Origin of the sequence: Mastigocoleus testarum BC008 (assembly GCF_001456025.1) — a bacterium.
Classification (GTDB): domain Bacteria; phylum Cyanobacteriota; class Cyanobacteriia; order Cyanobacteriales; family Nostocaceae; genus Mastigocoleus; species Mastigocoleus testarum.
In genome coordinates, this window is sequence record NZ_LMTZ01000117.1 from 58,626 (window position 1) to 71,920 (window position 13,295).

Annotated in this window: 9 protein-coding genes and 1 pseudogene; 2 read left to right on the top strand and 8 right to left on the bottom strand. The window is 37.1% G+C overall.

Annotated features, from left to right (window positions below; genetic code table 11):
- Window positions 1-28 precede the first annotated feature (28 nt).
- From BC008_RS29590 to BC008_RS29615, 6 genes are all read right to left on the bottom strand, one after another.
- Window positions 29-985 carry a DUF1822 family protein gene (locus BC008_RS29590; protein ID WP_027841915.1) on the bottom strand — a complete coding sequence of 319 codons (957 nt, stop codon included), beginning with the start codon at window positions 983-985 and terminating at the stop codon, window positions 29-31.
- A gap of 10 nt (window positions 986-995) precedes the next feature.
- A complete protein-coding gene (locus tag BC008_RS29595) occupies window positions 996-1,646 on the bottom strand; it encodes a hypothetical protein (RefSeq protein ID WP_027841914.1) in 651 nt (216 codons plus the stop codon).
- 398 nt (window positions 1,647-2,044) lie between these two features.
- Complete coding sequence (gene trpA / locus BC008_RS29600) at window positions 2,045-2,872, bottom strand: tryptophan synthase subunit alpha (protein ID WP_027841913.1); 828 nt, start codon at window positions 2,870-2,872, stop codon at window positions 2,045-2,047.
- A gap of 333 nt (window positions 2,873-3,205) precedes the next feature.
- A complete protein-coding gene (locus BC008_RS29605) occupies window positions 3,206-3,448 on the bottom strand; it encodes a hypothetical protein (protein ID WP_027841912.1) in 243 nt (80 codons plus the stop codon).
- A gap of 131 nt (window positions 3,449-3,579) precedes the next feature.
- Window positions 3,580-4,467, bottom strand: a complete 888-nt coding sequence (locus BC008_RS29610; RefSeq protein WP_027841911.1) for a succinate--CoA ligase subunit alpha — start codon at window positions 4,465-4,467, stop codon at window positions 3,580-3,582.
- A 525-nt stretch (window positions 4,468-4,992) separates the two neighbouring features.
- Window positions 4,993-6,216 carry an ATP-grasp domain-containing protein gene (locus tag BC008_RS29615; protein ID WP_027841910.1) on the bottom strand — a complete coding sequence of 408 codons (1,224 nt, stop codon included), beginning with the start codon at window positions 6,214-6,216 and terminating at the stop codon, window positions 4,993-4,995.
- Between the two features lie 998 nt (window positions 6,217-7,214).
- Between BC008_RS29615 and BC008_RS29620 the strand changes: the two genes are divergently transcribed.
- Entirely contained in the window at window positions 7,215-9,080 is a 1,866-nt protein-coding gene (locus tag BC008_RS29620) for a hypothetical protein (protein WP_153009683.1), read from the top strand.
- A gap of 1,074 nt (window positions 9,081-10,154) precedes the next feature.
- On the opposite strand, the gene BC008_RS29625 is transcribed toward BC008_RS29620, so the two are convergent.
- Window positions 10,155-10,934 carry an ABC transporter permease gene (locus BC008_RS29625; protein WP_027846815.1) on the bottom strand — a complete coding sequence of 260 codons (780 nt, stop codon included), beginning with the start codon at window positions 10,932-10,934 and terminating at the stop codon, window positions 10,155-10,157.
- A gap of 332 nt (window positions 10,935-11,266) precedes the next feature.
- On the opposite strand from BC008_RS29625, the gene BC008_RS29630 reads away from it, so the two are divergent.
- Window positions 11,267-12,391, top strand: coding sequence for a DegT/DnrJ/EryC1/StrS family aminotransferase (locus tag BC008_RS29630; RefSeq protein WP_027846814.1), 1,125 nt, complete (start codon window positions 11,267-11,269; stop codon window positions 12,389-12,391).
- A 163-nt stretch (window positions 12,392-12,554) separates the two neighbouring features.
- Here the strand turns inward: BC008_RS29630 and BC008_RS46855 are convergent.
- Window positions 12,555-12,788, bottom strand: a pseudogene (locus tag BC008_RS46855) (mechanosensitive ion channel family protein); the annotation flags it as partial.
- Window positions 12,789-13,295: the final 507 nt, after the last annotated feature.

A 13,295-nucleotide genomic window follows, 5' to 3' on the forward strand; every position in this document is an offset into this window, starting at 1 on the left:
TCACTTACATCGATCAATAAACTTGAGTTTAGATCGCAAAATTCTCGATTGCGCTGACATCCCCTAAAACTATCTTGATGCTGAAGAGATCTCCACGAGAAGCACTAAACTCTAATTCAATTTTTCTGTTATCGTTTTTGGTTTTAGCTTCCATCACAGCAGTTCCTTCGTCATCTAAAATCATGACATGAAGCAAAGGTGGTAAGTACTCGTTTTCATGTCCTGGATATAAGCTGACAATAATATTTAAATCATCAAAGTTGTTTTTATCACGACTGATATTAACAACTATTCCTACTGATTCTCTATTGGCTTTGATGCCAAAATCAATTAATTTAGCCCTTTCAACAGAACCGCTTAAATCTTCTTCACCACTTCTAAATTGCCAACCTGGTTTAGCTAAAAGAATACTTTCAATAGTTTGCCAATCTACTTCAAAAATATTCTCAAACCATTTTGTTAAATTTACCTGTCTCTTTTCAGATGATATGGTATTTTTTAACCTTGTAGATTCTAAAGATTCGAGATATTCTAGTAATTTTTCTAAAGGTTGTAGTTGATTAATAGGTAGATTATCAATTGATGTCTCTTTAAAAAATCCCAATAATTCGGCTGATTGTAAAGATTTATTTATTGCCACTGCGACATAACCAATACGGTTTGATTGGACTTCCGGTGGGATATAAACAAAATTTTCATCTTTTTGAACCGGACGACATTCTAATTTTCCTAAATTTTCGAGCAATAAATCAGCTATATCCGTAAGGGTTTGTTGTACTGGATCCCAACTTTCACTAGCTTCAATATGGGTTTTAAAACCCATACATTTAAGGTAAAAGTCAACAAAAGATACAGATAAAGTGTTAAGTAAAACCTGCTGACTTTTTTCTGGTGTAACTTGCTGCTTAGACCATTTTTCTGCTCGCATTCTAGCAATAGTTGATATTGGACCGCAAAATGTAGAAAAAGTTGCTGTATCACTCATTAATTTGACCCTAGCTAATATCTTGACATCCAAATAAATCTCTAAATTTGCCGCTAAATTTTTCTAAAGTTCGTTGATAGAAGTTACTTAAAGTTGGGATTGGAATATTCAATTCATCTGAAATATCTTTCCAAGATATACCCGACCATCTTTTTATCGCAATAAATTGGAAATTTACTTGGGGATATTTTTTAATATATGCTTCCTTAAAAATTCCCTGTGGGTCTGTTTCTATATATTTTCTGATATTGTGAAAAATTGATACATAATTATCTTCGTTTTCTCCGTTTTCAAACATCAGATTCTCTTGATTATCTAAAAAAGAATTATCAATATTAATTTCATTCGTCTGACCAATTATTTTCGGAATTGCCTCTGTAAAAAAACGTCGACTTAATAACATATTGATCCAAGTTATGAATTTGCCACGTTCAGGGTTATATTTATCAATATTTGTGCATATATATAGAAATAAGTCTTGCAGTGCTTCTTGATAAATATATTCATAAATTCCTTGGAACTGACCTTTATACGGATGTATCAGTTTTTGCGAACGGTAGATAGCATCAATTAATTTCGATAAGGCTATTCGCCTCCCTGTTGTACCTAAAGGTTGTTTTTGTGCTTGCAGAGCTAGCTCTTGAAGCTGTTGCTCATTCATGTTTCATATTTTCATGAGAATTTTATTTCTCTCAAAACTATCAGGTTTTTAGGAAGAGTTTTATTCAAATTATTTGATTTTTGTCATAAAAATTTAGAAAATATAGCGCCACCCGCAGGTCAAAATAGCTTTGCTAACAAAACATCTACAATACGCTAGAGGCTTATAGCTACGATACCTACAGCGTCGGCAAAGCCTAAGCATGTGTCCGTAGGAAAAACAGAATTTACCAATATCCTAACCTTATTACGTAGTGCTATATTTTTTACTGTTAGGGACTTCCAAAAAAAAAGAATATACTATTAGCGCACATTGGTCATTGGTGCGCTCCTGCAAAGGAAGAATATAGTATAAATTATTTTCTGGAAATCCCCATATCAAAATCAGTTTTGATTATATTATGAGCCTGAAACTCTTCCCACAACTTCATTAGAACTTATTGCTGCTTTTAACTGCTGACAAAGTTCTCCAACAGCTTGTAATCCTTCTACTGAGTTTTCATTTGCCAATTTTTTCACAAAAGCACTACCAACAATTACCGCATCTGCTCCCCAATCTTTGACTTGACGTGCTTGCTCGGGACCAGAAATTCCAAAACCAACACCGATGGGTTTATCAGTTATATCTCGCATGCTGACAAGCAAATCTTCTACTCTACTTTCCATTTGCGATCGCATTCCTGTTACCCCAGTCACGCTGACTAAGTAAATAAAACCTTGGGATTGACGGGTAATAGCCTCTATTCTTTCTGTAGAGCTAGTAGGAGCGACTAATAAAGTTACCTCAATCCCAAAATTTGCAGCATTTTGAATCAAGTCCTCTGCTTCTTCTAAAGGTAAATCCGGTATTACCAATCCTCGTACCCCAACTTTAGCAACCCGGGCTAAAAATTCCTTCACTCCCCGGTTCAAAATCGGATTGTAATAAGTAAATAAAATTATTGGTGCTTGTAACTCAGGGCTAACCCGTGCAATCATTTCTAAAACTTGCTCTAACTTCGTACCTTTTTCTAAAGCCCGAGTTGCAGCAGCTTGAATTACAGGACCATCTGCTAATGGATCGGAGTAGGGAACACCCAACTCAATAAAGTCCGCACCGTTGCGGTCTAAGACTTGCAAAGCTTTCTCTGTGGTGTCTAAATCGGGATCGCCCGCAGTAATGAAAGGGATTAAAGCACAAGATTTGGAAGCCCTTAAGGATTGGAAGGAATTGGAAATAGAAGTCATGCGATCGATTCAAAAATTCAAAAATTCAAAATCTATTAACTTATTTTGCCCACAAGATTATATTTTCTGAGCAAGAAAATAGAGAGTAACTTCATTTTCGCCTCTCAACTCAAGTCCTCAACAAAAATATGCAAATTTGCTAGTAATTTTGGTAATTGGTAATTATTTTTATATCTGCATTCAATAAATTGCTTGACCTAGAACAGTTTAATTTTGCTCACGGCTAACATTTAAGAAAAAATTAAAGGGAGAGAAAAATTATTTCTCTTTCCCTTTGATTAATTCCATCTTTTGGAATAGCCGATCCAAGCAATATGAAATCTATCAGTAATGCTAGTTTTTTGTTTCATCCTTTGCAGCACAAGGATTAGCACTATCTTTAGCCGCACAAGGATTAGCATTATCTTTTGCAGCACAGGGATTCGCGACATCTTTCGCAGCGCAAGGATTAGCACCCTCTTGTGTTGTCTCAGGATCACCAGTGGTTTTACCCGCACATGGGTTTGCACAAGCTCCAATAAATCCCAAGCTCAGCATAGAAACGGTAACGAGTGTAGCCAAATATTTAGCTCTCATACAATCTCCCTTCAGCAAAAATTTCATTTCATGGTTTATACGAAGCTGAAGTGAAAATGGATTCACTTATTATTTTTTGTTGTCAACTGTGGATCTACCGTTATCAATTCAATCTAAGTCAGCAAACGAAATTACTCGTTAGTTAAAATTTTCTTAACTAATTCGGGTATCTGAGAAGGACGTTCTGCAACAGGAACTTTTGCTTTAGACAAAGCAGCTAGTTTATTTTTAGCAGTACCAAAGTCGGGATCGCGCCCTATGACTGCTGCTAAAGTTCCTGTTTGACGCCAATGCTTTGCTGGTGGAACTTGAGTTCCTGCGATGTAAGCAACTACTGGTTTATCAATAGCTTCTTTAATATACTGAGCTGCAGCTTCTTCACTACCTCCACCAGGTTGACCAACTAATACAATAGCTTCAGTTGAGTCATCTTCATCAAGAATCTGTAGCCATTGATTAAAAGATGAACCAACCACTGCATCGCTACCAATACTGACGCTGATTGACTGTCCAATACCTGCTGTTGTTAATTCCCGCGCAACTTCATAGGTTAAAGTTGTACTGCGACTGATAATTCCAACCACACCTGGAGTATAAAATTCTGCTGGTTGAGTTCCCAAAAGAATTTTACTTGGTACGATGATCCCCGGACTATTAGGACCCACGATTAAGGTTTCATTTGCCTCGGCTTTACGCACTAACTTCACCATATCCAGAGGTGGAACTCCAGGTGAAATAATAATAATTTGGCGGATACCTGAGGCGATCGCCTCTAATGCAGCGTCCAGTACTTGGTAAGAGTGTACGCAGATAATTGTTGTATCAACTACTCCAAATTCATCTACAACTTCTTCCACTAAATCAAACATTGGCAGATCGTATATTTCTTGTCCACCATATCCAGGATTCACTCCTGCTAATAGATTTGTGCCATATGCTTTCATTTGAGCAATATGAGATGCACATATGAATTCACTAAAACCCTGGATTAAAACTTTACTGTTTGGCGTTAAATTCATAAGAGTTCGAATAAATTGGGCTACCCACTACCCCAGCCATTGGGAAAAGAAAATAAAATCAGCAAGCATGAATATAAAGTAGCAAATGAGGATCAATAATGTTCGTTTTTTCTACGATCTAAGATAAAGGGTTAAATATTAATGTTAACTAAAAATCAAACTAAAAATCAAACTAAAAATCAAGGAAAAATTTCATACCTTATCAAATCAGAGGAATTAATTATCTCCGAAATTTTTATTCGTCGCGTTCGTGAAAAATAGAGATGTAATATATTACATCTCCAGAAATATTAGATTTCTAAAAAATTATCTTTGCTTTTACATTACACCAAATTCTTTTCCAATAAATAGAGATTGGCTTAATTAATACCAAAGAGAAAAAGCTTAATAATAACCATGAATATAGAGAATAAAAATCCTACTTTACCTTTTGTTTTGTACCCAAAACTTATAATTCTCTTCGGTTAGATTTTATCTGAATTATTATTAAGTAATCATGGATATTCAGATGTCATGAGTACAACCTTATAAACTTACAGAACTAGTTAATCTAACAGTTCTTTCCACTGCTTCATCTAAATTTTCTACTACTGTTAAAGCTAAATTACGAGGAGTTTCTAATTCGGTTAAATATTTTCGGTCTGTCTTGTACTCAGAACCAGCGAGACGAACAACTAAATGTGGTAAATTTCGAGAAGAAAGACCTTTATTCCCATTTAAACGCGTCATTGGTGGTTTAATTTGACTTTCAAAGTTTTGAATAAATTTCTCGATTGCATGACTTACTCCTCCAGATGCAGGTATACTGCCCAGAAAATTAATTAAAATAACATGAGTCTTTTTGTCATTAGCCATCATATGCAGAGCAGTTTCAAGGCGCTCGCTAAAAGTAACCTTTGAGGTATCAATCGAAGAAGAATGGCGTAAATTTAAACAGGTTCCAGGTTTACCTCCTGCATTGCTAACCGAATCTAAAGTAGTCATTAACGAACCTACACCATTACCAACGATCCCAACATTACCCGTCAAATACAGACCATTCCAAGTATTGAAATTAACATTTGCTTGGCGTGAATAAGACCGCTTAGTCATTTTCGCAGCCATGGTAACGATTTCCGGATGGCGAGCAATAGCTCGGTCGTTTACTCGCACATTACCATTAAGAGCCATAACCTGAGAGGAGCTACTCACGGCTAATGGGTTAATTTCTACTAGCTCTAAATCTTTTTCTGTAAATAATCGGTACATCTTTTCCAGGATTGCACTTACCGATTGCATGATTTTGCCCCGTAAACCCATTTTTAAGGCTAATCTTCGGGCATAAAATGGGGAAAAATCTTGATCCACCACCACATGTTGCATCTTATTTTCTGAGTGCTCCCAATCTACATCGGGTTCGTTACATCCCAAAAGTACTGGTCTACACAAAGCAGTATCCAGAACTACAGCCAAATAAAACTCTTTATGTACCTCGAATTTTGCTTCCGCAAGCAAGACATCCGGTAGTTCACCCAAAATTGGTAAATTAAAAATATTGTGTGCTGCTGCGATTGCATCAATAGTTGTCTCTACGAATCTGACTCCACCAGCTTTAGTACGTCTATCTCCATGAACTTGAGACTTTAAAACTATGGGATAGCGGATTTTCAATCTTTTTAAATCTGTAGGATGATCTATTCGTTGAGAAGGCAATACAGGTATGCCGATCATCCTAAACCATTCTTTAACTTGGAATTCCAACAAATCCATTGATATACACCCTAATTTGCCGTTGACAAAGCTATTCTGCAGCTATCGGTAGTAATAGAAATGTTGCACCTTTAATTGCAGAATCTAGCTTTAGTTTGGCTATAAAAATAAGACTTCTACTTATTAATTCTATCTAATGTAGTAGTAATAGTAAATTAATTTTTATAGCCAACTATCTTTGTCCTATTACTAATATGTAATTTTTACATCGGTAGTTTTGCGACAGTTTTATCTCCAGCTTTGCGCGGAAAATGAAATATCATCTATTAATAAATAGAATTTTCATCATACAACATAAATGAATCACAAAAGATAAAATTTAAGTTGAATTTTAGATACTGAAGTACACAGCTACAAAAATAAGAAATACTGAAAAATCATGATTTTTTCGAATTTAAATCATTTACTCAATGTATTTAAGTTTATTTTGGAATTAGTTTAAAAAAACTTGATTTGTTCTTTTGAATTTAAAATTCTAGATTGGAATAACAATTTACTAAACAAATATTTGTATTTAGTCTAAATATAAAACTCTAAGACATGGTTAAGGTTAAAGCATCTTAGCAGGGATAATGTTCTATCCCATAAAGTTGATAAATGTAAGTGTGGCTTTTTACTCCTAGCTATCTGTCCACAATAGTTATGATTTAGAAAATTAAGATTAATTAAAAACTGTGTGTGATGAAAAATTTGACTTTGGGATTACTTTTATAGTTATTTACAATTTTTTGTTGCACCTCTCATATTCATTCTAAAAATCAGTATCAACTTGGATTCATCATTTTTCAGGTAGCTATAGCTAGTTTGTAAAGCATATGTTTTGGCTCAAATTAGGCTCAAAGCATCTCTCAGAAGATTTTTTGGTTGATGTATGAAATTTATGAAGGTTGCCTTCATAAGTTTAAATACTGAGTTTATAGTGAAAAATAACTTACAAACTGTATAAATTGTGTTAGAAAATTGGTCGTTTGTGTTTTATGGCTGTGGTGGGTTCAACCGTGTATCTGCATTCAACCAATACAGAAAGTTCATATTCTAAGTTCGAGGAAGAACAAAACCAGCAAAATCACTGTCTGGGATCGACCTCTGAAAAAGATTTGCAATTCCTGGCTCAGCTTTTGCAAGAATATTTACGCGCAGAAATTCCCTCTGGAGAATTTTTTCTAGTGAGATGTGCTTTTGAAAAGAAGCAAACAATGGTTTTAGTTGAACATCCGTCAGGAGTTAAGGTTGATGCTAAAGCAATTTTTACAGTAATAGAAGAAGCTTTAGAATCAGAGTTGAATTTGTCTCAACAGTATCTAGAACTGTTTATCAGGGTTGTGGGTGCAAAACTTCCCTATGCAAAATGTTCTTTAAAGTTTGAAATGAAAGAACCCGCAACTTTAAGTCGACAGAATTCCGGAGAAGATAACGAAGAAGCGATTTCCAGTAGTTCCTCTACTGCGGCTTTATCTTTCCCATCGATTGCTCCCTCATCTTCTGAATCAATTGAAGAACCAGAACCTGTTTTGAGAGATACGAGTGAAAATGAAATCGAAGTAGAAATATTAACATCTTCTCCATCTTCAAAGACTAAATTACCCCATAGAGGAACTTTAATTTGTGGAATTATGGGAATCGTCGGAATATTTGGAACTGCGGGCTATTTATTTAGTAGCCCTTGCGTTGTGTCAAAATGTTCTCAAATTCATACCGCAGAAATGTTGACACAAAAATCGCCACTATTAGTAAGAGGTGCTGCTTCCGATTCTGATTTGGTGGTTCGACATAAAAAACTTAATCTTGCAATTAATTCGCTAAAAAAAATTCCCGGAATTTCCCCTCAGTACAACCAAGCAAATGAATTAATTATTAATTTATCTCAAAAATCAGAACAAATTGAACAAGTATTGCAAGCCTTCCAAACAGCTAGGCAAGCAACCGAGGCAAACTGGGGTAAAATTAGTAATTTATCAGAACTCCAGAACAGACAGCAATTGTGGCGTAATGCGATCGCTCCATTAGAAACCATCAACCTCAAGAGCGAACTATATAACGTTGTACAGCCAAAGCTAGCTGTGTATCGTAAAAACTTGAAAGTTGTAAATGAGCTATTATTCAGTGAGGAGAGATGGTTGAAAAAAATTAGAGATGCTTCATCTGTAGCAAAAGTAGCAAGTGTGCGACAAACACAAGCGAGTTCTTTAAAAGATTTACAAAAAGCTCAATCTACTTGGCAAATTGTTGTTAATGCCTTGAAACCAATACCCAAAACTAGTGTTGCATATTTTCAAGCGCAACAGAAGCTAGCAAAATATCAACCCAAACTTGTTGTAGCTCGTCAACGTACCAACAAAGAGTTAGCTGCTGCAAAATCCTACGAACAGATTCTCAGCGCCACAAATCAAGCTGAAAGCTATGAACGAAGTCATCAATTGGAATTAGCTGTTGTGCAATGGAAACAGGCTTTAAATACCGCACAAAACATTGCAAGCAATACATCTTATTCACAAAAAACACAGTCTTTAGTAGAACCTTTAACCGCAGCTCTTACCAAAGCACAACGAAGATTAAAAATTTATACCGAGCAGGAAAAAACTCTTAACGACTTAGAAAGAACTTGTTCTGGTGAAGTTATAGTTTGCGAATACACTTTTAATAACAAACAAATTGTGGTTAGGGTTACCAGTGAGTACGAGCAAGCATTAGAGCAACGCTTAATCGACGCTAGTCTTCAGGGAGATTCTGAACCGATCGCCAGTGTCAACGGTCATCTGCAAATGTTACAGCAAGCTTTAGAAGCAATCAGTATCAATGCTAAATCCTCACTTCTTGTTTATGATGCTCAAGGTAATGTGATTCAAGAATCAAAAATTCACTAAAGGAGTCAGAAGTCAGGAGTCAGGAGTCAGGAGTCAGAAGTCAGAATAGTGAGCAATAGCGCACCGCTTTGCTAACAGAAGTCAGGAGTCAGGAGTCGTAGAGACGTAGCATGCTACGTCTCTACAGGAGTCAGGAGTCAGGAGTCAGAAGTCAGAATAGTGAGCAATAGCGCACCGCTTTGCTAACAGAAGTCAGGAGTCAGGAGTCGTAGAGACGTAGCATGCTACGTCTCTACAGGAGTCAGGAGTCAGGAGTCAGAAGTCAGAATAGTGAGCAATAGCGCACCGCTTTGCTAACAGAAGTCAGGAGTCAGGAGTCGTAGAGACGTAGCATGCTACGTCTCTACAGGAGTCAGGAGTCAGGAGTCAGAAGTCAGAATAGTGAGCAATAGCGCACCGCTTTGCTAACAGAAGTCAGGAGTCAGGAGTCGTAGAGACGTAGCATGCTACGTCTCTACAGGAGTCAGGAGTCAGGAGTCAGAAGTCAGAATAGTGAGCAATAGCGCACCGCTTTGCTAACAGAAGTCAGGAGTCAGGAGTCGTAGAGACGTAGCATGCTACGTCTCTACAGGAGTCAGGAGTCAGGAGTCAGAAGTCAGAATAGTGAGCAATAGCGCACCGCTTTGCTAACAGAAGTCAGGAGTCAGGAGTCGTAGAGACGTAGCATGCTACGTCTCTACAGGAGTCAGGAGTCAGGAGTCAGAAGTCAGAATAGTGAGCAATAGCGCACCGCTTTGCTAACAGAAGTCAGGAGTCAGGAGTCGTAGAGACGTAGCATGCTACGTCTCTACAGGAGTCAGGAGTCAGGAGTCAGAAGTCAGAATAGTGAGCAATAGCGCACCGCTTTGCTAACAGAAGTCAGGAGTCAGGAGTCGTAGAGACGTAGCATGCTACGTCTCTACAGGAGTCAGGAGTCAGTAGAGAAAAACTACCAATTACCATATGGCTAATGTCACGCTAGAGCCTACGGCGTCGGCAAAGCCTCTGACTAACGTCACGCTTCGCTTTCGCTAATGCTAACGCCGTTAGGCGCGGGCGTATACCAATTACCCATTACCAATTACCAATTACCAATTACCTAACAACCAACTGTGCTGCCGAATTAAAAGACTGACGACAAATTCCCCAAGTTACCAACAAAGAGGTCAGTAAATTAGTAAAAGCGATCGCAAACACGATTAAAATTTGGTAAGATGCTGCCTCACGGGGATTGACTCCACTAAGTAATTGTCCGGAGAAGAATGTTGGTATTGCAATCATCGCAATAATTGTCATCTGATTAATACTAGGAATTAACCCAGCACGAATTGCTTCTTGACGATATTGTCGAATTGCTTGTTGAGGAGATGCACCCAAACTCAAATGGGTTTCAATTTCTTGCTGGCTAGAATTAATCGTTTTTACAAGTCTTTCTCCTGCTATTGCTGCTGCATTCATTGCACTGGCTAAAATCATCCCAGCAATAGGAATCAAGTATTGGGGCTCAAACCATACCTTTGGTTGAATTATCAGTAAATTAATATACATAATAGCCACAGTGCTACTAAAAAGCATTGAAACCCATACCAAAGGAAGCATAAAGGGATTTTTTTGTTCGATGCGATTGCGTGCGATAATTGCCGCAATTGAAAGCATTACTGCTAACATCGCCAAAACAGCCCACATACTATGCAAAGTGAATACAATATCCAAAATGTATCCCAGCACCACTACCTGGAGAAGAGTTCTACCAGTTGCGATCGCAAATTTTAGTTCTAACCCTAATTTTTCCCAAGCAGATAGGGCTATAACTATCCCCATTAATGCTAATGCGCTAACTAAGTCCGCAAAAGTGAGTTGAATAATATTCATTATTTGACTCGAATCAGTAATAACCAAAGATAGTGATGGGTAATGATGCAAAAAATCCCACCTAATCTATTCGACCAATTTTTAAACTCCTTGCTTTCAAAAAGCTTAATGGCCTAATATTGGCAAATATTTTCAGCTTAAAGTAGCAATCATATCAATTGCGTTTACAATAACATACCATGCAAAAGCAAGTAAAAATGCTTGGGCAAATAGTATTAAAGACGACAGCTTTTTACTCCTTCTATGATGAAAAATGCCATTATTCCAAATTGATTGGCCTAAATTAAATATTGGTAAATACTGGTATCTATCTTTCTAAACACACATAAAAATTTATGATTCAAACTGTAAAATCTATCCCTGCTTTTGACATTAAACAACAGTATGCTGCTATGGAAGCAGAAATAAGTGCAGCTGTCCTCGAGGTTTTAGCTTCCGGTCGCTATATTGGCGGTCCGCTCGTTGAAGGTTTTGAGGAACAGTTTGCTACTTATCATGGTGTCTCTGAATGTATCGCTTGCAACTCTGGTACTGATGCTCTTTATCTAGCCTTACGTGCATTCGATATTGGTGCAGGTGACGAAGTAATTACAGTTCCTTTTACCTTTATTGCTACATCCGAAACTATTAGTAGTGCGGGGGCGCAACCAGTTTTCGTTGATATAGATCCTGCCACATTTAACCTCGATCTACAGCAAGTTGAAGCTGCAATTACACCTAAAACAAAAGCTATTATCCCGGTTCATTTGTTTGGACAACCGGTTGATATGACTAAATTAATGGATTTAGCTACTAAGCATAATTTAGTTGTAATTGAAGACTGCGCTCAATCTACAGGAGCAACTTGGGGCGAACAAAAAGTCGGAAGTATCGGACAAGTAGGTTGCTTTAGCTTTTATCCCACCAAAAATCTTGGTGCTTGTGGTGATGGAGGTGCAATAACTACTAGCGATCACGAAATTTCGAAAAAGCTAAGAGTACTCAAGGACCACGGTCAAAAATCCAAATATCACTATGAGTATATAGGTGTTAATAGTCGCTTAGATACAATTCAAGCAGCTATTTTGCAAATTAAACTGCGTTATTTAGATATTTGGAACAAACAGAGACAAAGAATAGCATATCGTTACCATCAGCAACTTTCACAGGTCCCCGGTATTATTACTCCACAACAATTGGCAGGAGGACAAGGAGTATGGAACCAATACACAATTCGAGTACTCGATAATAAACGCGACTTAGTAAGGGAAAAATTACAAGAACGAGGTGTAAATACAATGATTTACTATCCTCGTCCTTTGCATTTACAAGAAGTTTATGCACACTTGGGTTATCAAATCTCTTCATTACCAGTTTCTGAAGAAGTTTGCAATCAAGTTGTATCTTTACCTATGTTTCCAGAGCTTTCTGAAGAACAACAAGATCGAGTGATTCGCAGCTTAAAAGAAATTATGGGTTAGAAGTGACCCGTCTGAGAAAACCGCCCGCCTAATGCAGCAAGCTGTAGAGCTTAAGGTGGCGCAAGCTGCTCGCTCATAGGAGCGGATTGGGGTTTGGGATAAGGAATAAGGTAGTTAAAGAAAAGAAAATATTTACCAATGATAATCATCCATTAACAATTACCTAATCCCTACTCCCCAATCGAGATGGTAAAGATTGAATTTCATTGAGCCAAATTGATTGCTGGGGTACAGGGATAGAAATTCCTGCTTCGTCAAAGGCAATTTTGACGCGACGCCTGTATTCTCTGGCGACCTCCCACTGCTTTAAAGGTTGGGTTTTGATCCACACCCGAATGGTTACACCTCTGTCACCAAAATTCTCTATTCCTAAAACTTCGGGAGTATCAAGAATGCGTTAACTCCATTCTTGGTCTTTTGCCATATTTAAACCAAAAGCTAGAGTTTTCTTGAAATTTAAAGAAACTCAAACTGAATGAGTAAAACTTATATTAGTTGTAAATATCAGGTTAATATTCAACAATATTTTGCGGTCTGTATTTATAATACTATAGGACTTACGCATTGACATAATGAGAAAAATATGAAGCATGTATTTTAGGCATTAAACATCAATTTTCCGATACCTTTTACGCAATTACTTTAATCATGGAGTTATTGAAAATAGTCTGAAACAACGTATTCTCGTTACTTTAAATTAGTATTTTTGTACTATACGTAAGTCCTATACTAGGAGAAAGATAGATCGAACTGGTGCATCTAAGACAGAAATAATATATAGGCGAAAAAAATATTTGCTGTTATTGCCTTTGCAGACCGTAGGTAATGAATATCTGTAATTTATTCTGACCTATATTTATTGGTGCTTTAGTTCAGTAACTAAAAGTGAGTTAAAGCCATAGCA

Bases quoted from the DNA above. Each gene is read 5' to 3' on its own strand.
- BC008_RS29605 (WP_027841912.1), bottom strand. From the start codon at position 3,448: ATGAGAGCTAAATATTTGGCTACACTCGTTACCGTTTCTATGCTGAGC.
- BC008_RS29630 (WP_027846814.1), top strand. From the start codon at position 11,267: ATGATTCAAACTGTAAAATCTATCCCTGCTTTTGACATTAAACAACAG.
- BC008_RS29615 (WP_027841910.1), bottom strand. From the start codon at position 6,216: ATGGATTTGTTGGAATTCCAAGTTAAAGAATGGTTTAGGATGATCGGC.
- BC008_RS29595 (WP_027841914.1), bottom strand. From the start codon at position 1,646: ATGAATGAGCAACAGCTTCAAGAGCTAGCTCTGCAAGCACAAAAACAA.
- BC008_RS29590 (WP_027841915.1), bottom strand. From the start codon at position 985: ATGAGTGATACAGCAACTTTTTCTACATTTTGCGGTCCAATATCAACT.
- trpA (WP_027841913.1), bottom strand. From the start codon at position 2,872: ATGACTTCTATTTCCAATTCCTTCCAATCCTTAAGGGCTTCCAAATCT.
- BC008_RS29610 (WP_027841911.1), bottom strand. From the start codon at position 4,467: ATGAATTTAACGCCAAACAGTAAAGTTTTAATCCAGGGTTTTAGTGAA.